Genomic DNA, 24,378 nt, shown 5'->3' on the forward strand with positions numbered 1-24,378 from the left:
TATGTGGCTGTAAGCAATCAGGGAGCGAATTTCTTCAGCAGGCCCGGTGAAGGTCATGTTGAACCTGCATTTGACTCCATGACAAATGGAATAGGAAACGGCTCCATTATCGCCCTTGACCTGAAGACAGGAAAGGTCAGGTGGGAGCATAAGACTGAATTCCCGACCTGGGTGTCTCCGCTGGTAACCAATGGAATAATATTCTCAGGTACTACCACGGCTGTAGGGAACAAAGAAACAGGCGTAATGTATCCGTTTAATGATTATGGAGTTCCATTTGAAACCCCGCTTATAACCTCGGGAATCCTCAGGGCGTATGATGCCGAAACTGGCAAAGAGCTGTGGGAATTCAATGTCGGAGCTCCAATTGGTATAGGTGGACCGTCTATAGGAGACGGTATGCTACTGGTGCCTACAGGAAACACCGGAGAAGTTGCCAATCCGGGAGGCTATATAGTTGCCTTTGGGCTTCCAGAAAAATAAATGAATATACAACTTGAGCGGCAGAAAATAAGCCGCCCAACGTTCTTTTTATATGGAGAAAGAGATCTTAAACTAAAAATAATTTCAACTTAATTTTATCTTTCTCGGCAATAGTCAAAAAAGTTTCCTGAAAAAGAAATGCAGACCTTTGAAGAAACAATTTAATCAGTTTTTTAAGTTGTAAGCAAAAATATAAACAATCAGAAATTTAGTCCAGATTAGCATAAGTTTAATATGTATTCAAGAATTAGCATAAATTTATATTTAAAAGAATTTTTGCAAAGTTTAGAAGATAATTTAGATATTATATTAAAAATCATATAAGTATCTTGTTTCTTTGATGACTTTACCAGTACTATCTTTTTCTACGAATCTCATGATTTCTTTGTCATGGGTAACCATTGTGTTGCAGTAAGGGCATGACTCTGTATTTTTATACATTACAGAGTGCAGAAATGATTCTTCATCTTCAAACTGAAGAAGTTGTGAGCTGAACCACCTTCTACACTTTGTACATCTAACTTCACAGTCTTTTATATTGTTCATTTATTGTCATCTTCACATTTGGCTTTAGTATTAATAAAATATTATCGAACTTATATATAATAAGTGACTGAAATTAGTTGCGCCATAGCATTCGAAAAAGAAACTTACTCTAACCTTTTCTATCTATTCTTAGAACAAAGAGAACTACATAATATTGGCCAGTTATGAAAAAAAGAGAAACATCGAGTAAAAGATAAATATCGGACGAAAGTTTAAGAAAAATCAACTGGCTTGAAAATATAATTTTTTTTAGATAATTCTATATAAAAGAAATAGAATATAATAGAAAAAAATTTACTTTAAATTTACAGCCTTTACAGCGTTATTGAGCGTGGTTGAAAACCAGATATAATTCACCTAAACCAAATAGAATACCTACTGTTAATTCATCTATACCAAATAAAATACCTACTGTTGGTCAAAAACGTGAATAGTTGGAATTCTGAAACCAGTTATTAAAAGCTCAGCCGTATAAGATAATTGACTAGTATTACGTTTCCGAAGTATGTTCACAAAACTTGACTTCTCCCTAAATAGGGAACCTGTTTTGGAATCGGAGCGTTAGTTCTGTAACTCTTCTTTGATTTAAGCATAGAAGAATTGTTTTCAAATCAACTGAAAGGTAGTGAGCCCATGATCGAACAAAATTTTTATGATAATATCAATGTGCTAGAATGCATTGAGAGAGACGGGATAAAAATTGAGATTCTTCAGTATAAAAATCTGCGAGGGCTTAGGGACGCTCGCCTTGCAGAAAATTTGTATAATCTTGAGAGAGTAGGAATGAGCCTCAAGCAGGTAAAAATCACCCTTCGAAACAGCTCGATAACTACCGAACCAGGTGCCCTTTACTTTCACAAAGGGGATATTTGTGCAGAATGCCAGATAGGAGGAGTTGGAGGCCTTGCAAAGAAATTGATAAAGAATTCACTTACTGAGGAAGCTGCCTTCACTCCTACTTATTCAGGTACTGGAGAGATTTTCCTTGAGCCAAGTTTCGGCCATTTCATATTGATGGAACTAGACAATAATCCGATTATTGTAGATAAGGGAATTTTCTATTGCTGTGAAAGCGGAGTCAATGTAGAAGTTTCGTCCCAGAAAAACCTATCAGCCGGACTATTTGGAGGAGAAGGTTGGTTTCAGACCAAACTCAGTGGAAAGGGCCTATGTGTTCTTGCAATCCCAGTGCCTCTAAGTGAGGTTCTGAAATATGAGCTTAATAACGAAAGACTACAAGTCGATGGAAACTTTGTGTTCCTAAGATCATCCTCTATCAAATTTACGGTTGAGAGATCTGCAAAAAAATTGGTTGGAAATATAACCAGTGGAGAAGGAGCACTTCATACCTATGAAGGCACTGGAAAGATATGGATGGCTCCCACACAGCCCATGTATAAAACACTTGGACAGTATAACCACCCACTTACTGTAGAAAATATTAGTGAGTGAAAAAGCTGATTTTAATTATCTTATATTTACAGGATCCTGGATAGATTAAGTCTGGCTCAAAAATGGGAGAAAGTTTTAAAAAACTTAAAGATGAATTCATTAAAAATATGAGCAGCTTGCCAGGCTGGCAAAATAATTAATGAGTTAGAAAAAGAGTTAACCTAGTTGTAATTGAAAAAGTCAGCTTTCTTATCTAAAAAGTTTAAAATGAAGCTCTCATTCACATGTTTTGAGATATGACAAAACTTGACTCTCACAGGATCTCTTCCGCTCTTTGAAGGATCCAAAAGTTCCCTTCTGTCTCTGAGAATCATTTTCACGTCCCAGAAATGTCTTTCTTTCTTCAATCAAATGTGTATAATAGTACTATCCTAATTTACTTCCCAATTGTAGACTTAAGCTTAATTTTAGACAGGTTTTTACACCCACTACCGCATATATGTTGAAAAAGAAACTGGAGAATTAATATCTCCTGAAGTATTGTCTATTGAAATAGACTTCCTGCACAGAAGCTTTCTTTTTCGCGGTACTGATCCCAAGAATGGAGTAAGGAGTGCAGTGTCTCAGGATCGAGCTAACGAGTCCCATAAAAGCGATTAGTGCAACAATCCACTTCCAGTGAGATCTTTTTACAAGACCTGTTGACAGTGCGAGAGTTGCAAGTACTCCATATATGGTTCGGAAAAGGAGATCAAAGCCTCCTACATTTTCTTCCAGAAACAATTTTTTGAGATTCATCGGACAAAACCCCCTTATAAACCCTAGTACATACTTATAGAGCCCTCAATATATAGCATTATTCTATTTGTACTCATTTGTATTACGTTCGCAGCTATTCGCAGTATGTTTGTATTGCTCACAGTATGTTATTATATTGCAGCAGGCTTGCGTCGTATTTATAGTATGTTTGTGTTATACTTGCAGTATGGTATATTTGTGTTATATTTGCAGCATGTTTTCGCCGTATTTATATCATGTTTATATTCCCAGAAAGTCTGAAGAGAAATTATGTAACCCCCGAAAAGATTGACATCCGAAAAATACAAAATATATAACAAGAGACGGAAGGTTTCTAATTATGCCTGAAATAAAACTTGACAGATCGATCTCATATCTCGAAGGTACACAACGAGTATTTGATGAGGCCACAACCCTGGAAAACACCAAAGATGAGATAAAAAAGATAGGCGTTACCCGAATTGCAGATATTACAAATTTGGATAGGCTTGGAATACCTATTTTCTCGGCAATCCGCCCCAGTGCCGCAAAGGGAGCGATCAGTATTTACTCAGGCAAGGGCTCGACCGAGCAGCGAGCCCGGATTTCAGCAATAATGGAGAGCTTTGAGCGCTGCCTGGCAGAAAGACCTGGCCTGAACGCAAATGTAAAAGGCGAGATTTCCGCTCCGGCTCTTATAGAATCTTATATCAGAGCCGAAGAAAGCTGCACAGTGCTCGACCCAGCAACACTACTTCTACCTCAGCCTTATCTTCCCCAGTCCCTGTGCGAGTGGGTTGGAGCATACGATTTGATGAACAAAGAAGAAGTGTTCGTAAGCTCTAATTCAGTTTACCACCCATATGACTCGCCCGGACAATGCCAGAAACTCTTCCTTAGCAATACCAATGGACTGGCATCAGGAAACGTGATTGAGGAAGCCATTCTCCATGGGCTTCTTGAGGTTATAGAAAGGGATGCAGTTAGCGTTGCCCAGTTTTCTCGCAATCTCGGAAAGGAAATCGTACTGACTGAGGAAGACGGGTACCTGTACGAGCTTGCCAGCAAGTTTAAGGATGCAGGAATAGAACTAAAAATCTGGCTGGTTCCGACCGATACCGGCATTCCGACAGTAATTGCGGCAACTGACGACGTGAAGTTGAAAGATCCGGCGCTTCTTGTCATGGGGGCAGGCTCTCACCTGAAACCCGAAATTGCAGTTTCGCGAGCCATAACGGAAGCTGCCCAGTCAAGAGTAGTCCAGATTCAGGGAGCAAGGGAAGATACTGATAGGGAAGGTTTTATCCGAAGTGTGGGATACGACCGCATGAAACGTTTGAACTGGTTCTGGTTCGAAGAAGGAGAAAAAATTTCCCTTTCCAAAGTGCAGGACCTGTCCAAGAAAAGCCCCGCAGAAAATATTGATGTAATACTCGAAAAACTTCAGGATCTTGCCGAAAGAGTGCTAGTAGTAGATCTCTCAAGAGAAGAAGTTAAAGTGCCGGTTGTCAGAGTAATAATCCCTGGATTCGAACTTTTCACTATTGACAGGGATCGGAAAGGAAAAAGAATCGGTTCCCAAAGAAAGAGAGAATTTTCCAGAAACAAAAATGAAAAGCCGTGGAAGAGACGATGACAGCAAGGGCGGTAATCTTTACAGGCAACAGCATCAGCCATGAGGACGCAAGAAAAATTCTCAGGGCAAATTATCAGCCTCCCATACGCAGGTTCCAGCTTGAGAAATTCGTCCAGAAAGGGTATAAGGTCATAGGGATAATAGATGGAATCTTTTTTGACAGGGCTGCGGTAGGACATAGGGAGATTCTGTCTGCACTTGATGCAGGCGTAAAGGTCGTAGGAGGGGCCAGCATGGGAGCTCTCAGAGCTTCGGAACTGGATACCCACGGGATGATAGGCGTAGGAAATGTTTACGAGTGGTACAGGGACGGGGTAATTGAATCCGATGATGAGGTAGCGGTAAGCACCAATCCTGATACTTTCGAGCCAATCTCCGTGCCCCTTGTCAATATAAGGGAGACCCTGAAAGCCGCATTTACCTCAGGACTTGTGGGTGAAAAAGAGCATAATGGCCTCCTGGAGCTTGCAATTGACACCTATTACCCTGACCGGAGCTATTTCGGGCTTGTGAAAGAAGGGGCGAAAAAAGGGTTGATCCCGGAAGAAAAGAAAAAATCCATTCTGGATTTTTGCACAGGCAATGAAGTTGACGTAAAAAGGGAAGATGCAGTCCTTGTGCTTGAAACTGTAAAAAAGCTGATTGAAGAGGCCTGAAACTTCAAACCTCCCTTTTCAGATATCTTCTTTTTAGACCTCTCTTTTCAGATATCTCCCATTAGTATTTTCAAATTTTCAGATTTTTTTCAGCATTTTCTTTTTTCAATGCTTTATAATATAAAGCCTGATAATGTACAGACTTGCAATTAAGACAAGGAAGTTATAAACAGCCCTGAAAATTGGGATGTATTGATGCTCAAACCAGATTTCAATTATCCGCTCTATGGAGAAATAGAGCTGGAAAGTGGCTACAAGTAGAAGCAGCATGGAGATGAGGAAAATTCCTTTTTTGAAATTCTCCCCCATCTCAGACACTTTTTCCACTTTTGGCTCTGGTTTCAGATCTAAAGTTTCACTCATACAAACCGCCTCCTTAGAATTACCGCCGAACAGAACAGGATTGCAGATAAAGCGAGGCTGAACCCTGGTGCTTCTTTTTTATCGGCATACTCCTCTTCAGGAATTATCTCAGTTTCCACCACATTTTCGAATTCGCTTGTTTGGATCTTCCGAGCCTGAGTATTCTTTCTATCTTTGACCTCAACTATGGGGCTAAGCTGAATATAGCCTTCTCCGCGCTCGACTATTGTATCGTTGTTCCAGACGAGGACTTCGACAATGTAATTATACTGGTCGGGTATTGTCAGGTTGACAGTCTGGATAACTGTGGCTTCGGGTTTGATTTCTCCTGTGTGCGTCCAGACCTTATCTGCAAGGAGTCCAGCATCCATTTCGCGAACCTTAACAAGCATACGGAAATCTTTGCTGGTTTCCCTGCCTTCATTTGCCAGATAGATATCATTTTCAACAAGGACTTTTCCCCCGTCTACTTTTTTCACTCTGAAATCCATTTCGGGAATTCCAAGCCCTGTCTCCTGCACTTCAGCAGGCAGAGCATCAAGATTGTAAACTTTGATTTCTCCATTGCCTTTCTGAACATTTTCTTCAAAAAGGACACTACGGAGATCGTATCCTCCATTCTTCGGAAGGGTCAGGACCTGACTCACTGATTTTGTATCGCCCTTCTTTAGCACTCCTAGTTCGATCTGCTTCTGTGTTTCAAGCAGTCCGCTTTCCCGGCTATAGGCTTTAAGAAGAAGTGAAGTATTTTTCATACTGTCACCCTGCATTTTTTCGATATACGTTGTGACATTAAGGTCTATGAAAGCCGTTCCTGTACGTTCTGCTGAGATGTCCATGTCCTTAACATTGTAGTAACTTTCTTCTTCAAAATTCTTAATGCAGCCGCTTCCGAAGGTGAAAGTAATAATAAAGAGTATTAAGAACAAATTTTTTAAGAAAAATAATTGAGCCGACTTGCTACCCAACTTTCCCAAGATCTGTCACCTCTTCATAAATCATATTTCAAAGTATATGTTTTTTCCCTTAGTGGACACTTTTACTTTTCTTAGTGAAATAATTGGATGAAAATTATTAATATGAACAAATCAATATTCAAATAGGGAGTAAAATGGAGTAGTCAGAGCATAGAGTGCAAGCCTGAAGAATTCCAATTGTGATCTGTGGCTCTGCAATTATTGGAAAAAACGAATCTGTAAAAAGGATGAGAAATCCGTAATACGGAATAAAAACCAGGAATACAAATCGCGAACTTGAGGGGAAATTATGGGAAATATTGAAATCGAATCTATGCCGCGAAGACAGATACTTATCGCTACCGATGGCTCAGAGACTGCAAGAGAAGCCGCGGACTTCGGGATGGAGATGGTTGGGTGTAGTGGGGCAAAAGTATATGCCGTGTATGTCATTGAAACAACTCCTTATCGTTCAGTTCCTCTGGATCAAATCTGGTCAAAAGAAACTCTTGATGAATTTGAGAGAGTAGGACATGAAGCAACCTCTTATATAGAGAAGATTGGAAAAGTAGTAGGAGCGGAAGTTGAATCCAGGGTGCTGAAAGGCAATCCGGCTGAAAAGATATTGAGCTTCGCAGAAGACAATAATATTGATATGATCATAGTAGGGTCGCTTGGAAAAAGCGGATATGAGCGTGTTTTAGTTGGAAGTGTATCTGATAAAATTATAAGGCATGCAAAGGTTCCGGTTCTGGTTGTTCGAGAACGACATAAAAGTGAGAAAAAACTGATACAAGAATAATCCCTGAGTAGCTAAATGAGACAAGCTGCTTTTTAGATAAGCTCATAACATGTTAGGAAGAAGAGTATCCAGCTGAAAAGATCTAGATTTTGCAGAAAAACAAGCTGTTGATATGCTTTTCGTGGGTTCGATCTGGATAAAACGATATTGAATACTTTCTTCTTGGAAGCTACCCGGAAAGGTTGTAAGAAACTCAAAGGTTCCAGTACTTGTAATTCACGGAAAGAGTCGTAAAAAAGATAAAAATTCAGAAAATTGTAGTGAGCAATTCCAAAATTTAAAATTTTTTTCTTTGGAGCTTGTTTTTTGAGTAATTAATTAAGTTTCTGACCAACGTTTCCGATCACGAAAGCACTTATAAAAGATATAAAGTATAACAGTAAGATGGATTATGGTATTAGTTTAATAATAAATCCAGAATATTAGGGGGTAAGTATGGAGGAGAGTAGTGAACTTAAATCCAAACCTCAAAGACGAATTTTGATCGCTACTGACGGCTCAAAAACCTCTGAAAACGTAGTAGATTTCGGGATAGAAATTGCTAAGTTCAGTGGAGCAAAGGTCTATGTCGTATATGTCATCGATATAAGCTTTTTTGACACAGTTATGATGGACGAATCGTGGGTAAAAAACGCCTACGAGAAGTTTGAGATAGTCGGCCGTGAAGCAATTTGCTGCATAGAAGAAAATGCAAAAGCTGCCGGAGTAGAAGCTACACCCATATTGCTTAAAGGAAATCCGGCTGAAGAAATTCTAGATTTTGCAGAGAATCAGAAAGTTGACATGATTGTCATAGGTTCTACTGGAAAAAGCAGAGTTGAGCGTTTTATGCTTGGAGGTGTGTCCGAAAAAGTTGTCAGGAACTCAAAAATCCCGGTACTTGTTGTACGTGAGAGGTTTAAACCTGAAAGTTTCGTCCGTTGTGATCAAGAAGATAAAGATATTCCAGCCAATGTCGTATCTGGAGAGCCTCAGTGAAAAAGCCAGAATTCAAAATAGAGATATATCAGTCTACTTTTTTGTAAAAATTTTAACCAAAAAGATACGATTGTGGGGAAAACTATAGTGAGAAATAAGAATTGCAGAATAGAGTTATCAGGATGTAAATTCAAGAATTGGAGGGGAAATCAATGCTGAGTGAAAAGGTGGAAGAAGCACTGAACGAGCAGATCAATAAAGAAATGTACTCGTCTTACCTGTACCTTGCTATGTCAGCATACAGTTCATCAATGGGGCTTCCAGGATTTGCTCATTGGTTCAGAGTCCAGGTAGAAGAAGAGAACATTCATGCAATGAAGCTCTTTGATTACATAAACAATCAGGATGGGAGGGTTAAGCTGAAGGAGATTAAAGAGCCGCCTATGGAATTCGGGACAGCTATGGAAATGTTTCAGCAGACCTTGAAACACGAACAGTTTATTACTCGTTCAATTCATGAACTGGTAGAGCTTGCCAACGCTGAAAAAGATGAAGATACAGTTTCTTTCCTGCAGTGGTACGTTGAAGAACAGGTAGAAGAGGAAGAAAATGACAAAGAGATTATTGCCAAACTGAGAGGTGTCGATAAAAATGAATATGTAATTCCCTCAGTTGATCAAGAGCTGGCAAAAAGACTTCCTCCCAGATAACCTTTCCGAGAAAACTGAAGAAAAAAATCCCAATATACTGAAAAGCCCTTACAAAAGTCGTTACAGAAGAGGACAATCTTTCAGTAAGGTGTTCAGTCAGGTTTTAATATATGGAATTTGAAAAGCACAGCGAAATGTCAAGCAATCTGGAACTCGATATTGTGAAAAAAAGTTTTGAATGGCTCTCTGCCCAGCAAATTAAGTCCGTAAAAGAACTTTCAAGTACCTTATCCGCCCACGCTCTCTGGGCGCTCCCGAACCCTTATATAACCCGCCTGATTCTTGAACAGGATAACTATGGTTCCTGGAACTCTTCAATCAGGGACACCGCAAGGGCCTGCTCAGCCCTCTCAACAGAAGGGATTGTATTCATGGCTTCAGCAAAATGGCTGCTTGCCAGAAAAAGCGAAAATTCCTGGAACAGGGATGTTTACGATACAGCCTATGTCCTCGCAGCTCTTGCAGATATGGGAACTCAAGATAAAGACGGATGCAACTGGTTATTCGAAAACTATTGCCCTGCCTGGGAACAGATCGGCACTACATCCCTTATCATTATGGCTCTCAAAAAACAAGATAAGCTGGCAAAAACCAGAACCTTTGAAACTTTCATCCGGGAAAAAGCGAGATGGATTCTTTCAAAAAAAGGACCAGACGGCGGATGGACGCATATCTCCACAAGCAACCTGGCAATTCAAGCCCTACTTCTTGCAGGCTTCAAAGACGAGGTTAAAGATTCTATCAAGTGGCTCCTTAAAAATGTCCACGAAAGCGGGGCTTGGGGAAATAAGGACGATGATATAAATGCTACTGCTCTGACTTTGAGTACATTGGGGCTTTATAAAAAGACTTGAAATCTTTCAACTTTTTTATTTGTCCTCAATTTCCGCTTTGAGTTCGTAATAACAATCTTCAAAAATTTCCTGGTTACCATCATCGAATTCCAAGATTTCGAAATCAAACAGATCTGCAAATTCCCGAACAGAATCATCGAAATTTTCAGTATATTCAAGCCCAGTATTAATCTTTGCAACCCTTTTGTAACCGATCATTTCGTGAGTCTTTTTCATTAATTTTAATGCTTTTGCGGGATCACTATTTAGTTTATCCAGTTGAATTAATTCCCTCCAGCTCTTACTACCCATGGGAGTAAAGAGATATGTTCCAGCATCACTGACACTTTTGAGTCTACTTAGATAATTCTGGACTCCTCCCACAGTCGCTCCTATACAGTCATCCACAATTCTATGGTCCTTGTCTTTAAGAATACGAACCGGGCATGAGATAGAACATTGTTCAAAATCTTTTTCAACGTCTCCAAGTACATTTCCGCATAAGCCGTAAAAGAGCAAAATCCCGGAAGAAAAGGGAGCGATAGTGCTTATGGTTTCATATACCTTAATTTTTAACTCTTTAGGACTTCTATGAAGGCCCAGTTCCATCAAATGGATCAAAACTGTATATTTCCTACAATCGCTTTTAATTTCAGGCAGCGACAAAATGTCTTCTAGAGAGAGTATTTTATACTGAAGGTTTACTTTATTCAGTTTTTCTACGAATTCCTGGACATTTTCGCTTTCAACTATAATAATCTCATCAATAGAAGAGTCATTTTCAAGAATCCAAATTATTTCATCCTGCATTATCTTGCAAGAAATAATACTCATAAGAGGCATCTAAATATCTCCGTAGAAATTATCTGCCATATAGCTCTTAATTCCTTCAAGCATTGACCCGCAGCCATTAGATCACGCAGTCAAGTCGTTTTCGCTCAAGCCTTTTTTGAAAAGGCTTGTGATCAAGCCCTCTAACAGACCCGAAAAAAAATTGAATAAATAATCTTGCCAGCATAATCAATCATCTTGACTCAGCTCAGATTCTTCATTATAATTCAGCCCTCTTGAGCGTAGCGAAAAGGGCACCGTCCTCCCGAGACGGAACTCGGGCGAGGCGGGACTCGGGCGTTACAGCACAGAGTACAGCATTGATGCCGTTCCTATTCCCAGGGGCTCAGTTACAAGTTGCACATCGTATTTCTTTCGAAGCTCTTCAGAAATTGCGCAGGGAATCCCAGGAGTGGAAAGTACGCAATTCTCGGAAAGTACGGCTTCAGGAATTGTATTTGCGCAGGGGGTCGCCTCGAAGATGATGGAGAATTTTTTTGGATTTTCAAGGTCGAAAGGAATAACCCCGAGGCTTGAAATAGTTTTCTGAAGGAGAGTTTCGTCAGGATCGTATCCGTAAACCCTGAAGCCTTTCTGCACTAAATGTGCTGCTCCGGGAAAACCTACCTTCCCGAGGCCCACAACAAGTACATCCTTTGAGTCGACTTTCAGATATCTGGAAGCGATCTCGGCATAAATAATGCCTGTGCAGGGCTGGTTGTTGGCTATTTTTCCATTTTTGAGGTTATGCGCAAGATAGGTATGGTCGTCTGCCATAAGAACAACTTCGGCTCCGTTTCGCACAGCTTCATAATAGCCGCTGACATCCGGCATATCCGTAACAAAACTGTCAAATCCGAAATACTGACTAATTGCATGTAGGGAAGCCGAGAAGTTTCCTATTATTCCGCTTCCTGAAGTTACAGGCACGATACCTACTTTTTCAGAGCTTGGAGAAGTACCGTAGAGAGCTTTGCAGACGTCTTTTATGTCAAGCCCTGTTACTTTTCGCACAGCAGAGTCGGCTTCCTGAAGCTGATTATTAATATTTATCAAATCACTTGGAGTTAAGAGTGCCATCTTTATCGCCATTTCCTATATTGGGGAAATTTGAATGTTAGATTCTTTAAATTCCGGTTTTAGAATCTGAATTTCTTTAATCTGAACTTCTTTAATCTGAGTTTCTTTAATCCTTTTTAATTCCCTTTCCAGTCATTTAATATTCCTCAGACAGCCGCTCCGAAACGCTCCTTCAGAACCGAAAGTCCCTTGCATTTTTTTGCCTCGGCTTCTTCCTTATCCTTGCCCCAGAAAATCAGGGTGAACACCGGGTTCTCTCCCTTGCAAAGTAAAATCTCAATTCCGGGTTCTTCGTAAAATTTTCCGTAGTCTATGCCCATGGAGAGTACCTGCTCTCCCACGGGAACAAAACTCCCGTTTTCTCCGAGCATTATGTGCTCGTAAATGCAGTATTTGTTCTCAGGAAAATCCTCAATTTCCTCAATACCATCAGTAAAGGCATGGAACAGGAGTTCAATTAGGTTAATCCCTGAAGAATAGTAAACGGCTGTTGGAGTCTGGCTTGGGAAACGAGCATCGATTTCGATTACCCTGAGCCCTTTGGGACCGGAGATTGCTTCCACATCCATAATTCCTTTCAAGGACAGGTTTGCTGCAAGAGCATGGGAAATCTGCCTGAAGGAAGGGTCGAGAGGAAGTGGGGTTACCATGTGGCAGTCATAAGTTTCGTCTATGTGGACCAGGGTCTCTTTCACCACGGCAAAATTTTTTCCATCCCCTACAACTTCAAGAGAAACGACTTCGCCTTCCACATATTCCTCAACCAGCATGCCAGGTTCAAGGGCTTCAAGATCTTCGTTATCATAGATAATCCTGGCTCCAACACTACTGCTTTCGCAGGGAGGTTTTACAAAATAAGGCGGCTCAGAAGGACTGTCCTGCGGAGTCGGGACTCCTATGGACTTAAAATAATCTTTTGAGCTTTTTTTATCCCTGCTTATTCGGTAAGCTTCAAAATCGAAAAGTATCGGACAGGAGAACCTTTCTTTTATGGAATCCAGGAATTCGATGCAGTCAAAGTTTTCGTTTACAGGAAGTAAAGCATCAACTCTTTTTGAAAGTTCCAAAAACTTTTCAGGTTCCTTTGTTACATCAAAACAGTGAAATTCATCTGCGTAGTTCCGGATAAGAGCCTGTGGATTTTTATCTACCAGAATTACTTTCATTCCAGCTTTTTTAGACAGATATGCAGCTTCGAAGCCCTGGAGTTTCCCGCCCACAAGACAGATCGTTTTCAAGCTAGCACCCCAGGACTGCTTCAAAGTCAGCCTGCCTGGCAGGTTCCATACCCATGGTTTCAAGCCTGCGGATCACACTTTTTATGTCCCTGTCCCGCTCTGTAAGGTCGCGGTCATAGTTTGCAACGCCTTCAAGTTGGGAATCGGGAGGGAGGATAGAAGTAACAATGTTTGCCCCTGCATTTAAGCGGTGAACCATACCGTCAATGCCTTCCAGATCAAGGGAAGCAGGGATGAGGCGTTTAGGAAACATTAATCTGAGAACCGAGATGATTTTCAGCTCCGAAAGACAGGACTTATCTCTGAAATCCTCAAGCGGGGTTCCTTCCTGGGGCAAGAAGGTCATAACTCTGACCATATCAGGATTATTAGTGCTCATTCCCCTTAATGATAGAATAGTGGACTCGATATCGTTTCCGATGCCTGTAAGAATCCCGTCTTCTACACAATACCCCTGTTTTTTAGCAAAAAGACGTGCATTGACACGTCCATAGAATGACTGACCAACTCTAAGTTTCCGGTAGAGTTCAGTGTCATATGTTTCTTGGTAAAGAGCCAGGAAGTTTGCTCCTTTTTCCCTGGCTTTGATAAGGGTAGAGTTATCCATCAAGCCCGGAGAAATCATTATTGGGAGCCCAAGTTCTTCTTTTACTATCTGGACAAGCTCAACGAATCTGTCCGGGTCTTCATAGTAATAGGGATCTTCTCCCATGGTCAGGTCAACCATATGAAAACCTGCTCCTTTAAGGGTTTTGCAGGTTTCTTTTATCTCCTCCGCGGTCAGCCGATAGCGATTGATCTCGTTTTTACAGTTATAATAGCAAAAGGAGCATCGATTTTTACAGTAAGTGGAGAAATAGATGAAACAATTAAGAAATACCCTGTTGCCAAAATAGTGATCTCTTACTTTTCGCGCTGCAGAGTAAAGTCTTTCCAGGTCTTCTTCAGATTCCAGGGAAAGAAGAAACCTAAGGTCGTTGTCAGATAATTGATATCCTTCAATGATCTTTTCCCCTAAACTGTTAAATTCATCAAGTGCCATTTTTTGGATCAAAATTTCACCCTCTCATAGATTCTTCAAATATTTTCCGACCCTACTAAAGTCGAATTGCCATTTTAGTCTCGTCACTTAGCCTATTTTGCCATATTGAGTATGTACCATCCTGTTTTTTGATTCAATATTGCCATTCTATTTCTTGCCATTCGATATTGCCATTTTACTTTTTGCCATTCAATAATATTATTCTGTTTTTGCCATTCAATACTGCTATTCTGTTTTTTCCATTCAATTTGACGTTCTAATGTCTCCAATTTAGTTTTAGCTGCTTCAGAATATTTAAAAAGGATTTTCCAGTTTATAAACTGGTTGAAATCCCGTTATAGTAAGATTCGGACCTTGATGCCCTCTTAATATTTTTAAAGTCGTGCATAACCTTGAGCAAGCGCTCAAGTCCGAAACCGGCACCTATCCAGGGTTTGTCAATGCCCCATTCCCTGTCAAGAGGAACTGGCCCGACGACTGCCGAAGAAAGTTCCAGATCTCCGTGCATTACATCAAGTGTATCCCCATAGACCATACAGGAATCTCCTACGATTTCGAAGTCGATTTCCAGATAGTCCAGGAACTCTTTGATGAGGGCTTCAAGATTTTCCCGGGTGCAGCCTGAACCCATCTGGCAGAAATTCACCATGGTAAATTCTTCCAAGTGCTCTTTGCCGTCAGACTCTTTCCGGTAACAAGGCCCTACTTCAAAAATTTTTATTGGGTCGGGTAAAATCCGATCGAGTTTTCGCAGATAGTTGTAAAGATTTGGGGCAAGCATTGGCCTCAAGCAAAGGTTATTATCTATCCTGAAGACCTGTTTAGAAAGTTCAGTGTCGCTGTTAATGCCCATTCTCTCCACATATTCTGCCGGAATAAGGATAGGAGACTTGATTTCCAGAAAACCCCGATCTACAAAAAATTTCGTAATATCACGTTCGAGTTTTCCGAGATAGTTTTCCCGCTCATCGGCATAGATACGCTGGAAGTCGCCTTTTCTCCTTGTCAGCAGTTCGGACTCAAGTTCCCTGAAAGGCTTTGATATGTTCAGGGAAATTTTATCTTCAGGACTCAAGAGAGCCTCAACCCTATCAAGCTGGCTCCTCGTAAGTGCAGGACCAGATGCTGATGCAGGAACAGAAGAATGTGAAGCTGAACTTGTCGGTGCAGGAACCGATCCAGATGCACTCGTCGATGCCTTTGCAGATACAGGACTTTCCAGAGGCTTTGGAGCCCTTGAGACTGATTTTGGCATGGCTTTTTTGACCTTTGGAGCAGAAACTACCTTAACTTTTACACTTGTTTTGCTCTCAGTCGACCTTGTGAGGAAATTCGTTATATCCTCGTCCGAAACCTTACAGCGCTTGCAGGTTTTCCTGTATTTGTGATGCCTGAATGCTCTGGCTGTTCTACAGCTCCTGGAATTATTCACAACAAGATGGTCTCCGCACGCCATTTCAATATAGATTTTCCTTCTTGAGACCTCATGATGCGTGATTTTGTGGAGCGTGCCAGTTCTGGACATCCAGAGCCCGGTAGCAGATATTAGAACATCTAATGGTTTTTTATCCATAGTGTCACCCCTGGTGAATTAAAAGCCCGGATGATTTCCAAGAAAGAGTATTTCAAAATCCCAGCTTACTGAATATAAGCACGGAGTCAGCAATTTGCTGACAGCTACCCGGAAAATAAAAGCGATCCACACAATAGAAACAATTTATATATTCTGGAAAAATCTCCAGCTTTTATAAAAGATTTCGGCGGAATGATATTGAAGTATTATTGTATTGCCATTCCGGGATTCAGAAATATGGCGGAAACCCCGGGAATCTAACCCGGCTAAACGGATTTAGAGTCCATTCGATCTACATGATCAGGTTTCCTCCTAGGNNCATTCCGGGATTCAGAAATATGGCGGAAACCCCGGGAATCTAACCCGGCTAAACGGATTTAGAGTCCATTCGATCTACATGATCAGGTTTCCTCCTAGGTAAAATAGATTGGACAAAGCGTTTTGCTTCCTGTGTGGTTATCTTAATTAGTAAGGTAAAATATTATTGTTTAATATATATGTTTATTGGTTAAATTCCAAAAAAAAGATTATAATTTATAAATATTTTGCGAATCTTTGAGAAAGCTGCTTGCCTGCAAACTTTTTAGAAAAAATTTGATCGCAACCTTTCCTGAGGAAAGCTTGACCAAAGGCTCAACTTGGCGTGATCAAACGGCGCAACGGTTGCAGCTCAGTGGTTGCGGGTCAAAGCTTGCTCCAAGTGAAGAAAATGTGAAAAATAAGGAAATGGCGGGAATTTAGCCCACCATAAATTATTTCATTATTTCTCTGTGATTTTCAGTTTCGTTATATCGATGGCGCTTTCGGGGCAGATGCCGACACAGCGGCGACAGCTTGTTCCAAGGCATTTCTGGCTGTCGTATTTTGCGATTCTCTGGCCATCTCTTTCTACGATTTCAAGAGCGGATTCGGGGCATTCTTTTACGCACTTTTTGCAGTAGACGCACTTTTCCACCGGGACTTCGAGGATTATGCCTATTTCTTTGAGGATGGCAAGCCCATTTGATCCTATATCTTCTATGTCTTTGCGGACTCGCTTTTCGATGCTTACTTGTTCGAGAGTTTTCGGGAAGGAAGGAAGGCCGTAGAGTTCGAGCATCTGGTCGTACATCTCAAGAGGCATTCCCTGGGTCCAGTAGGAGAGTTCACAGAGGTAGAAATTGTTGAAAATATCGCTGGTTGCCATCATGAGATGGTCGGCAGTAATTTTCTTTGCAATCTCAATTACATCATCCAACCTGGATTTTTCCATCACGAGTTCCCGAGCAAGCGCAAGTGAGGTATTTCCGAACTGGACAATTTTTTTTGCATAACCCGGTGCGACACCTAGACTGCGGGCATCTTCAGCGTCCACATAGGCTCCGGAGGCGCCTGACATATATGCATATTCCAGGTCTTCGTACTTAATTCCGGATTCAACGATCATGGTCATATGGGCAGCCCGGATTGCCCCGATAGCTTTCCCGGCTTCTTCCATATCTTTCTCAGTGATCTCAATTCCAGGGCCCAGAATCAGCTTTCCGTTAGGAAGTTTAGGAGATTTTTCAATCAGCCCGCTTTTCAGTGCAAGGGCAAAAGCCGAGATAACTCCTGTTCCTGTGATCCCGACGACCTCACATCCGTAAGACTCCTTTATCTCCCCCGTAACCGGATCAATAAGGTAAGCATCCTGTTTTTCCATTTCCCTGTCAAGAACCATAATTCTCCAGTACTGTCCTTCAGGTTTTACGTCACAGATTGCGCCCGGGCTCGCGAGCATGCCTGAACTAATTCCCTGCCCTTCAATCGCAGGCCCTGCTGCCGCACTTGCCGTGATAATCTTATCCCCGATTTTAAGAGCCATCTCGGCATTAGTTCCGTAATCCGTGACAAGTGAAGGTTCGGGCTGGGTCAGGAAATCGGTTTCAAGCATCATGGCTAGAGCGTCAGCTCCTATTTCGTGTTTGATTGCAGGGGGCACGATAACTTCACAGTTGGGAAGGTCTTTTTCCCCAAAAAGCTCCGACGCAGGAAACACCCTAGCGTCTCTTTTTATATTCTGGACTCCAAGCATCTTCTGTTTGTTTTCTCCTGCATAGGCCAGATCCCTTATTTCGATATTCTGGAAAAGGGAAAGCTGGATAGGGTTTCCACAGACTGCCAGCCTTTCCACCATGGAAAGGTCAACATCTAACAGCAGGAACATCCTCCTGATGGTTTCGAGAATTACCGCATGAGCCACATCCTCACCTGTCGTGATTGCAAAGTCCAGGTGATCCATGACATTTCCCCCAGGAAGGGGATGACCCATGGTTATAACTGTTTTTAAGGTTTCCTTCGTTTCAAGATCAATAAGCTGGGCTCTAAAACCGCTTGTACCCAGATCAAGTGCTATTCCGTACATTTTTTCAGATCCTCCGGGAGCGTATTATGTTTTGAGGCGTTCGGCAGCGTAGACTGCCCTATACAAGATGGGATATGATGATTTTATTTTAGATATTCCTAATTTGACAATAATGGGAAAAGAATATAATAAGAATAATTTTAAACCTTATGAATTATATAGACTATTACTAATAGCTGGATAGAAAAAAATTAATAACCTAGAATTAAACTACTTTTATCCCTCAAATATGATATATTCGAGCATATCATTTTTTACAAAGATAACATGCTATAAATCCATCAAATTTAACAACCTCAATACAAAACCCAGTATTTTTTAAAAGGCCTTCCATAATCCAATCCAGCGTTGAGAACTCTTCTCTTATGTGGATTTCTGTCTCTTCAGCAAGTTTGTCTCCTGCGGAATTCTTAAGGTCAGTTATAATTTTATTAAAATAACTGTCATAATCCGAAGTCAGTGAAGGGAAAACAACATCACGCAGATAGAATTTTCCGCCTTCCTTCAACATTGCATAGATCCTCCTCAGAGCGATCATTTTCCAATAGTCTGGAAGGTGGTGTAAAGCTAGTTGAGTGACAATAACATCAAAAGGTTCATCGTAGTTCTCATATGTTAAAAACCCGGCGTTATAAAATTCTATATTTGTTTTTTTCTGTCTTTCAGCCTTCATTTTTGCAAAGTCTATCATCTTTTTCGAAATATCGATAGCCACGACTTTTCTGCAGTGCGCTGAAAACTTGAGTGCCAGTTCCCCTGTTCCTGTTCCGATTTCAAGAATTAAATCTGAGTTCTTAATTTTTAAAAGTTCTTGAGTGTTGTTGAATTCACTTTCAATATCTCTCAATTTCTGCATACGTAGATCATAAGCTTGTACTTCTTCCAAATCTGTATAATCTACGCCAATTTGTTTGAATTCATCATAATACCATCGCGGATAATGGCTCATATTGGTTCCTTCCTTTAATATAACCAATCATTTCAGTTCTTTAATATATCCAACTACTTAAGTTCTTTTAAGTATAAATAGAAAAATTTGTTCCTGAGAACATGGAAAGTTTGTCAGTTTATAATTAATGGAAGCGGTCCGTTTCAACCTTTTATAATTTTCAAACAATGATCAAAGCCGCAAATCCTCCCGCTATTTTAAGCTTTTCATCCATAGAGCATGAGTAAAACAAGTTGACTTATTTTGAGGGTATTTTCAGCATATTCCGGCCATTTAATCAACATTGTTTTATAATATGGTTATAATTAAAGGATAAAAATACATATTTATTTATACAATGGATTTTTGAACTTATTTCCGTGTCTATATAACTTAGAGAGGGATTATAGATGACAGAATATACCCCAAAAGAAAGATTATACCGTGCATTAAGGAAACAGCAGGTGGACAGGATGCCAGCTGTCTGTTTTACTCAGACCGGAACTGTTGAACAAATGGAAGCTTGTGGAGCCCATTGGCCAGAAGCCCATGCCGACGCAGAGAAAATGGCAACTCTTGCCGAAGCAGCACACACTGTAGTAGGTTTTGAAGCTGTAAGAGTCCCCTTTGACATCACAGCTGAAGCCGAATTTTTTGGCTGCGGAATAAAGGCAGGCGACCTTAAGCAGCAACCATCAGTAATCAAACCCAGTGTAAAGAACCTGGAAGATCTGGATAAACTAAGGAATTACAACCTGAAAGAAGGCAGAATTGCAGTAGTCCTTGAAGCCGTCAAGATCCTCTCCGAAAAATACGGAAAAGAGCTCCCGATTATAGGATCCATGATAGGTCCTTTCTCTCTTGCCCAGCATATTAATGGAGATGCCTGGTTCGGAAACCTTTTCACAGGAGAAGAAGTTGTCCCCGCACTTCTGGATTTCTGTTCGGATTTCAATATAGCTTATGCAAAAGCAATGGTTGAAAACGGCGCAGACACCATAGCCATCATTGACCCGACAGCAAGCTATGAGCTTATTGGTGGAGAGTTCTACGAGAAGTACGCCCTTCCTTACCATAAGAAAATTGCTGACGCAATGAAGGAACTCGATGTGGCTACAGTTCTTCACATTTGCGGAAACACAACCAACGGCCTTGGAATTATGGACAAAGCCGGCGTAAGCGGGATCAGTGTAGACCAGAGAGTAGACATCAAGACCGCAACCAGCAGTGTGAAAAATGCCATCATTGTCGGAAATCTTGACCCTGTTGCCGTACTCTGGAATGGAACTCCTGAAGAGATTGCAGATGCCTCAAAGAAGGTACTTGACGCAGGTGTAGGGTTACTTACCGTTGGTTGCGGGACTGTCAGCATGACCCCAACGGTCAACCTCCAGAAAATGATCGAGTGCGCAAAAAGCCACAAGTACTGAAAAAAATTATTGAAAATATCCAGATATAGAGATTATATCGGATCTAAGAGTGCGCTATACTGAGAGTGCACAGCATTATAAGAAAGTAAGTCGCCGGTCTTAGGTCGGCCTTACTTTCCAATAACTTTTTTAAGTTGCTTTGATCGGGTTTGTCTTGGTCATCTAATCCTGTATTTTACAAAAAATTATATGTTCTGCCTGCCCGCATTCGATATACTATTAAAAGGTTTCGTTCCTTGAGATAAGAATTTTCAAATATCCCTCATTTAAAATTTTCTATAACTATATATAATAAACAAATATAGTATTCTTTTATATAGTATAATTTCAATCTTTATTTTAGGAATTGAGTCTCAGTGTTCAGAACAATTCCAGGCAGTTCCAGCAGGCACACTGTTGGGAAATTTGGGATATGAATTGCTAATTTGACTGGGAAAACAAGTTTGCAGTCTTCAGCAGGAAACTTCCCCGGTAACAATGTAAGGAGAGAAGTTATTCACAAAAAGTCCGAACCTGTTCGGATAAAATGGCAATGAATAACTTCGATTATGAACAATTCGAAAATTCGTAAAGACATTTACATTTCCTCACGCCTAATGGCTGAAATATAAGGCGGCAGGATTTGAACAATAAATGAGAGCCCCATGCAAATGCTATTTTTTAACTAGCGGAGCTTGGGTCTTTGCTCAAGCACAAAGATTTTACGAAAAAAATTGTCTGGAAACATTGTACTGCCCAGCAATACTGTATAGAACTGCGAATTTCAGTGGAGGTTTACAAAAATGGCAAACCAAGAGATGTTTGATAAGTTACGCGACGCGATCGTAAGTCAGAACATTGCAGGCACTGCAGAATTATGTAAGGAAGCACTAGCTGCAGGAATTCCACCTCTTGATATTATTACAAAGGGCCTTTCTGTTGGAATGAAGATTGTAGGTGACAAGTTTGAAGCAGCCGAAATTTTCCTTCCTCAGATTATGATGTCTGGAAAAGCAATGAGCAATGCAATGGAAGTCCTTACCCCTGAACTTGAGAAGAACAAGAAGGAAGGAGAAGAAGCAGGACTTGCAATTACATTCGTTGCAGAAGGAGATATCCACGACATCGGGCACAGACTTGTTAGCACTATGCTCGGAGCAAATGGTTTTAAAATCCTCGACCTTGGAGTTGACGTTCTTAACGAGACCGTTGTTGAAGAAGCTGCAAAGCACAAGGGAGAAAAGATTATTCTTGTTGGCTCTGCACTCATGACCACCTCCATGCTCGGTCAGAAAGACCTTATGGACAGGCTCAGAGAAGAAAATCTCAGGGATGGCGTAAAGTGCATGTTCGGAGGAGCCCCTGTATCCAAGAAATGGGTTGAAGAAATCGGAGCCGACGCAACTGCAGAAAACGCTGCAGAAGCAGCAAAAGTCGCAATGGAAGTAATGCAATAATCCTGGGAGGAAAAAAATAATGACGTTTAATAAATCATTTGACTGTTACGAGTTTTATGATAGGGCAAAAGTAGGAGAGAAGTGCACCCAGGATGACTGGGACCTCATGAGGATCCCAATGAAAGCAATGGAGCTCAAGCAGAAATATGGGCTTGACTTCAAGGGAGAGTTTGTCCCAACAGACAAGGATATGATGGAGAAACTCTTCCACGCAGGCTTTGATATGCTGCTTGAATGCGGTATCTACTGTACCGATACTCACAGGATTGTAAAGTACACTGAAGACGAAATCTGGGATGCACTCAACAACGTGCAGAAGGAATTCGTACTCGGTACTGGTAGGGATGCAGTAAACGTAAGAAAGAGAAATGTCGCTGACAAGAGAAAGCCTATTGTCCAGGGTGGTCCTACAGGTTCTCCGATTTCGGAAGACATGTTTATGCCCGTTCATATGAGTTATGCCCTGGAAAGAGAAGTTGACACAATAGTAGACGGTGTCATGACTTCTGTCCGCGGAAAAGCTCCTATCCCCGGCAGCCCTTATGAAGTCCTTGCTGCAAAAACAGAAACCCGTCTGATTAAACAGGCAGCTGCAATGGCAGGCCGCCCAGGCATGGGCATATAGGGCCCAGAGACTTCCCTATCCGCTCAGGGAAATATCTCCTCTGACTGCTATGGCGGCCAGATCTCCTCAGACAGCCACGAAGTCTCCCAGCTCAACGAGCTCAAGATCGACCTTGATGCAATCGCCGTTATTGCCCACTACAAAGGAAACAGCGACATTATCATGGACGAACAGATGCCAATCTTCGGCGGATATGCAGGTGGCATTGAAGAAACCACAATTGTCGACATTGCAACCCACATCAACGCCGTTGTCATGAGCAGTGCAAGCTGGCACCTTGATGGTCCTGTGCACATCCGCTGGGGTTCAACCAACACCAGGGAAACCCTGACGATTGCAGGATGGGCATGTGCAACAATTTCCGAATTTACAGACATACTGTCAGGTAACCAGTACTACCCATGTGCAGGCCCATGCACTGAGATGTGTCTCCTTGAGGCATCAGCCCAGTCCATTACCGACACAGCCTCAGGCAGAGAAATCCTCTCAGGTGTCGCAGCCGCAAAGGGTGTAGTGACCGACAAGACTACTGGTATGGAAGCCAGAATGATGGGAGAAGTCGCAAGGGCAGCTGCAGGCGTGGAAATCTCTGAAGTAAACACAATTCTGGACAAGCTTGTAGCCCTCTACGAGAAGAATTACGCAAGTGCCCCAGCAGGAAAGACTTTCCAGGAATGCTACGACGTAAAGACCATAACCCCAACTGACGAATACGTTCAGGTCTACGACGGAGCAAGAAAGAAGCTCGAAGAGCTCGGACTCGTATTCTAATCCGAAAACTCAGAGCCTGAAGTTTATATTGAAGGAACTGAAAAGCCAGCGATAAATTCGCTGGCTATTTTTTTTTAAACACTCAGGCGAAACAATTATAAATATGTGTTGCAAATCGTATGGATTTTTTTGGAAAATAACTGGAAAAATATAATAATTGAGTATAAAAAATAGAGGGTATATTAAAATGGATATGTGGACCTTAATAAACGGACTCATATATCTCCTGGCTTTCGGATTGATGGGCTGGGTCTTACTGGATGCCAGCAAGGTTTCAAAAAGAAGGGGCTGATATGGCATGTCTGAACATGAGTCTGCCAGCTTAGTGAAAACTCTGCGGCCTTTCCATGTATGGGCTCTCGGAGTCGGCATCGTGCTGGTAGGAGAATATATGGGCTGGAACTTCACCGTTGCAAAAGGAGGAGTTCTCGGATCTTTGCTTGCAATGCTGGTTGCAGGAACAATGTATGTCATAATTGCTCTCTGTGCCAGTGAACTCGGGTCAGCAACCAAACTTGCAGGAGGGCCCTATGACTGGGCAAGATTATTTGTCGGGCCCGGAGCAGCTGCCAGTGTAGGGCTTGCAGTTTATATGGAATATATAGCCCTTGAAGCGGCAGATGCTATTGTTGTCGCTTGCATCGCACAGAGTATCTTCCCGGAGCTGCAGGTTTTTCCTGTGACTTTGCTTGTTATTGCCCTTCTGACTTTCATAAACTACCGTGGTGTTGTTGCGGCTTTAACTCTGAACTTTGTCCTGACCATGATAGCTTTCATTGCAATATTGGCCTTCTTCTTCTCAACTGCCTTTGGATTAGTGGATATTCACCCTGAGTACCTTTTCCAGGGCGCTCTACCAAACGGCATGATAGGCCTCTTTGCAGCCTTACAGTTCGGGCCATGGTTCTACCTTGGTATAGAAGGAGCAGCAATGTGCGCAGAAGAGTGTAAACATCCATCAAGGGCAGT

The 24,378-nt window shown here is 41.5% G+C and carries 23 protein-coding genes and 1 pseudogene; 13 read left to right on the forward strand and 11 right to left on the reverse strand.

Annotation, left to right across the window (positions count from 1 at the left end; translation table 11 throughout):
• On the forward strand, positions 1-483 hold a 483-nt coding region (locus BP861_RS15355), incomplete at its 5' end, for a PQQ-binding-like beta-propeller repeat protein (protein WP_292376886.1).
• 309 nt (positions 484-792) lie between these two features.
• On the opposite strand, the gene BP861_RS15360 is transcribed toward BP861_RS15355, so the two are convergent.
• On the reverse strand, positions 793-1,029 hold the full coding sequence (locus BP861_RS15360; protein WP_292376887.1) for a hypothetical protein: 237 nt from the start codon (positions 1,027-1,029) through the stop codon (positions 793-795).
• Between the two features lie 633 nt (positions 1,030-1,662).
• Between BP861_RS15360 and BP861_RS15365 the strand changes: the two genes are divergently transcribed.
• Positions 1,663-2,481: an AIM24 family protein gene (locus tag BP861_RS15365; protein WP_292376888.1), complete on the forward strand. Its 819-nt coding sequence runs from the start codon at positions 1,663-1,665 to the stop codon at positions 2,479-2,481.
• Between the two features lie 462 nt (positions 2,482-2,943).
• Here the strand turns inward: BP861_RS15365 and BP861_RS15370 are convergent, their stop codons facing one another.
• Complete coding sequence (locus BP861_RS15370; RefSeq protein ID WP_292376889.1) at positions 2,944-3,219, reverse strand: YgaP family membrane protein; 276 nt, start codon at positions 3,217-3,219, stop codon at positions 2,944-2,946.
• Positions 3,220-3,559: 340 nt separating this feature from the next.
• Here BP861_RS15370 and BP861_RS15375 point away from each other — a divergent pair, with 340 nt between their 5' ends.
• Positions 3,560-4,834, forward strand: a complete 1,275-nt coding sequence (locus BP861_RS15375; RefSeq protein ID WP_292376890.1) for a YcaO-related McrA-glycine thioamidation protein — start codon at positions 3,560-3,562, stop codon at positions 4,832-4,834.
• Complete coding sequence (locus BP861_RS15380) at positions 4,831-5,490, forward strand: TfuA-related McrA-glycine thioamidation protein (RefSeq protein WP_292377015.1); 660 nt, start codon at positions 4,831-4,833, stop codon at positions 5,488-5,490. The genes BP861_RS15375 and BP861_RS15380 overlap by 4 nt, the downstream gene beginning before the upstream one ends.
• A 105-nt stretch (positions 5,491-5,595) precedes the next feature.
• On the opposite strand, the gene BP861_RS15385 is transcribed toward BP861_RS15380, so the two are convergent.
• Both BP861_RS15385 and BP861_RS15390 read right to left on the reverse strand, forming a co-directional pair.
• Positions 5,596-5,853, reverse strand: a complete 258-nt coding sequence (locus BP861_RS15385; RefSeq protein ID WP_292376891.1) for a hypothetical protein — start codon at positions 5,851-5,853, stop codon at positions 5,596-5,598.
• Complete coding sequence (locus BP861_RS15390) at positions 5,850-6,782, reverse strand: DUF7490 domain-containing protein (protein ID WP_292376892.1); 933 nt, start codon at positions 6,780-6,782, stop codon at positions 5,850-5,852. Before BP861_RS15390 ends, BP861_RS15385 begins: the two co-directional genes overlap by 4 nt.
• A 334-nt stretch (positions 6,783-7,116) precedes the next feature.
• Between BP861_RS15390 and BP861_RS15395 the strand changes: the two genes are divergently transcribed.
• From BP861_RS15395 to BP861_RS15410, 4 genes are all read left to right on the forward strand, one after another.
• Positions 7,117-7,611 (forward strand): universal stress protein, encoded by a 495-nt coding sequence (locus BP861_RS15395; protein ID WP_292377017.1) that lies wholly within the window; start codon positions 7,117-7,119, stop codon positions 7,609-7,611.
• A 435-nt stretch (positions 7,612-8,046) separates the two neighbouring features.
• On the forward strand, positions 8,047-8,589 hold the full coding sequence (locus tag BP861_RS15400; RefSeq protein ID WP_292376893.1) for a universal stress protein: 543 nt from the start codon (positions 8,047-8,049) through the stop codon (positions 8,587-8,589).
• A gap of 152 nt (positions 8,590-8,741) precedes the next feature.
• Positions 8,742-9,239, forward strand: a complete 498-nt coding sequence (locus BP861_RS15405; RefSeq protein ID WP_292376894.1) for a ferritin — start codon at positions 8,742-8,744, stop codon at positions 9,237-9,239.
• A 110-nt stretch (positions 9,240-9,349) separates the two neighbouring features.
• Entirely contained in the window at positions 9,350-10,093 is a 744-nt protein-coding gene (locus tag BP861_RS15410) for a prenyltransferase/squalene oxidase repeat-containing protein (RefSeq protein ID WP_292376895.1), read from the forward strand.
• A 15-nt stretch (positions 10,094-10,108) separates the two neighbouring features.
• Here BP861_RS15410 and BP861_RS15415 read toward each other — a convergent pair whose 3' ends face one another.
• From BP861_RS15415 to pylS, 5 genes are all read right to left on the reverse strand, one after another.
• On the reverse strand, positions 10,109-10,915 hold the full coding sequence (locus tag BP861_RS15415) for a DUF1638 domain-containing protein (RefSeq protein ID WP_292376896.1): 807 nt from the start codon (positions 10,913-10,915) through the stop codon (positions 10,109-10,111).
• A gap of 288 nt (positions 10,916-11,203) precedes the next feature.
• Positions 11,204-11,995 carry a 3-methylornithyl-N6-L-lysine dehydrogenase PylD gene (pylD, locus tag BP861_RS15420; protein WP_292376897.1) on the reverse strand — a complete coding sequence of 264 codons (792 nt, stop codon included), beginning with the start codon at positions 11,993-11,995 and terminating at the stop codon, positions 11,204-11,206.
• A gap of 134 nt (positions 11,996-12,129) precedes the next feature.
• Positions 12,130-13,221 carry a 3-methylornithine--L-lysine ligase PylC gene (pylC, locus tag BP861_RS15425; protein WP_292377018.1) on the reverse strand — a complete coding sequence of 364 codons (1,092 nt, stop codon included), beginning with the start codon at positions 13,219-13,221 and terminating at the stop codon, positions 12,130-12,132.
• A 1-nt stretch (position 13,222) separates the two neighbouring features.
• Positions 13,223-14,275 carry a methylornithine synthase PylB gene (gene pylB / locus BP861_RS15430; protein WP_292376898.1) on the reverse strand — a complete coding sequence of 351 codons (1,053 nt, stop codon included), beginning with the start codon at positions 14,273-14,275 and terminating at the stop codon, positions 13,223-13,225.
• A gap of 301 nt (positions 14,276-14,576) precedes the next feature.
• On the reverse strand, positions 14,577-15,836 hold the full coding sequence (gene pylS, locus BP861_RS15435; RefSeq protein WP_292376899.1) for a pyrrolysine--tRNA(Pyl) ligase: 1,260 nt from the start codon (positions 15,834-15,836) through the stop codon (positions 14,577-14,579).
• A 555-nt stretch (positions 15,837-16,391) separates the two neighbouring features.
• Between pylS and BP861_RS15440 the strand changes: the two genes are divergently transcribed.
• Positions 16,392-16,577 (forward strand): hypothetical protein, encoded by a 186-nt coding sequence (locus BP861_RS15440; protein WP_292376900.1) that lies wholly within the window; start codon positions 16,392-16,394, stop codon positions 16,575-16,577.
• A 19-nt stretch (positions 16,578-16,596) separates the two neighbouring features.
• Here BP861_RS15440 and BP861_RS15445 read toward each other — a convergent pair whose 3' ends face one another.
• Together BP861_RS15445 and BP861_RS15450 are read right to left on the reverse strand one after the other, a co-directional pair.
• Positions 16,597-18,219, reverse strand: coding sequence for a methylamine methyltransferase corrinoid protein reductive activase (locus tag BP861_RS15445; protein ID WP_292376901.1), 1,623 nt, complete (start codon positions 18,217-18,219; stop codon positions 16,597-16,599).
• A 247-nt stretch (positions 18,220-18,466) separates the two neighbouring features.
• Positions 18,467-19,168, reverse strand: coding sequence for a methyltransferase domain-containing protein (locus BP861_RS15450; protein ID WP_292376902.1), 702 nt, complete (start codon positions 19,166-19,168; stop codon positions 18,467-18,469).
• Between the two features lie 389 nt (positions 19,169-19,557).
• On the opposite strand from BP861_RS15450, the gene mtbA reads away from it, so the two are divergent.
• From mtbA to BP861_RS15470, 4 genes and pseudogenes are all read left to right on the forward strand, one after another.
• Positions 19,558-20,577, forward strand: coding sequence for a methylcobamide:CoM methyltransferase MtbA (mtbA, locus tag BP861_RS15455; RefSeq protein ID WP_292376903.1), 1,020 nt, complete (start codon positions 19,558-19,560; stop codon positions 20,575-20,577).
• 782 nt (positions 20,578-21,359) lie between these two features.
• A complete protein-coding gene (locus tag BP861_RS15460; protein WP_292376904.1) occupies positions 21,360-22,013 on the forward strand; it encodes a methyltransferase cognate corrinoid protein in 654 nt (217 codons plus the stop codon).
• Between the two features lie 19 nt (positions 22,014-22,032).
• A pseudogene (locus tag BP861_RS15465) lies at positions 22,033-23,409 on the forward strand (monomethylamine:corrinoid methyltransferase).
• Between the two features lie 298 nt (positions 23,410-23,707).
• Positions 23,708-24,378: amino acid permease (locus BP861_RS15470; RefSeq protein ID WP_292376905.1), on the forward strand; the 671-nt coding region annotated here is incomplete at its 3' end.

Origin of the sequence: Methanosarcina sp. UBA411, from assembly GCF_002495725.1 — an archaeon.
Taxonomy (GTDB): domain Archaea; phylum Halobacteriota; class Methanosarcinia; order Methanosarcinales; family Methanosarcinaceae; genus Methanosarcina.

Bases quoted from the DNA above. Each gene is read 5' to 3' on its own strand.
- BP861_RS15360 (WP_292376887.1), bottom strand. From the start codon at position 1,029: ATGAACAATATAAAAGACTGTGAAGTTAGATGTACAAAGTGTAGAAGG.
- BP861_RS15365 (WP_292376888.1), top strand. From the start codon at position 1,663: ATGATCGAACAAAATTTTTATGATAATATCAATGTGCTAGAATGCATT.
- BP861_RS15370 (WP_292376889.1), bottom strand. From the start codon at position 3,219: ATGAATCTCAAAAAATTGTTTCTGGAAGAAAATGTAGGAGGCTTTGAT.
- BP861_RS15375 (WP_292376890.1), top strand. From the start codon at position 3,560: ATGCCTGAAATAAAACTTGACAGATCGATCTCATATCTCGAAGGTACA.
- BP861_RS15380 (WP_292377015.1), top strand. From the start codon at position 4,831: ATGACAGCAAGGGCGGTAATCTTTACAGGCAACAGCATCAGCCATGAG.
- BP861_RS15385 (WP_292376891.1), bottom strand. From the start codon at position 5,853: ATGAGTGAAACTTTAGATCTGAAACCAGAGCCAAAAGTGGAAAAAGTG.
- BP861_RS15400 (WP_292376893.1), top strand. From the start codon at position 8,047: ATGGAGGAGAGTAGTGAACTTAAATCCAAACCTCAAAGACGAATTTTG.
- BP861_RS15405 (WP_292376894.1), top strand. From the start codon at position 8,742: ATGCTGAGTGAAAAGGTGGAAGAAGCACTGAACGAGCAGATCAATAAA.
- BP861_RS15410 (WP_292376895.1), top strand. From the start codon at position 9,350: ATGGAATTTGAAAAGCACAGCGAAATGTCAAGCAATCTGGAACTCGAT.
- BP861_RS15415 (WP_292376896.1), bottom strand. From the start codon at position 10,915: ATGCCTCTTATGAGTATTATTTCTTGCAAGATAATGCAGGATGAAATA.
- pylD (WP_292376897.1), bottom strand. From the start codon at position 11,995: ATGGCGATAAAGATGGCACTCTTAACTCCAAGTGATTTGATAAATATT.
- pylS (WP_292376899.1), bottom strand. From the start codon at position 15,836: ATGGATAAAAAACCATTAGATGTTCTAATATCTGCTACCGGGCTCTGG.
- BP861_RS15445 (WP_292376901.1), bottom strand. From the start codon at position 18,219: ATGTACGGAATAGCACTTGATCTGGGTACAAGCGGTTTTAGAGCCCAG.
- BP861_RS15450 (WP_292376902.1), bottom strand. From the start codon at position 19,168: ATGAGCCATTATCCGCGATGGTATTATGATGAATTCAAACAAATTGGC.
- mtbA (WP_292376903.1), top strand. From the start codon at position 19,558: ATGACAGAATATACCCCAAAAGAAAGATTATACCGTGCATTAAGGAAA.
- BP861_RS15460 (WP_292376904.1), top strand. From the start codon at position 21,360: ATGGCAAACCAAGAGATGTTTGATAAGTTACGCGACGCGATCGTAAGT.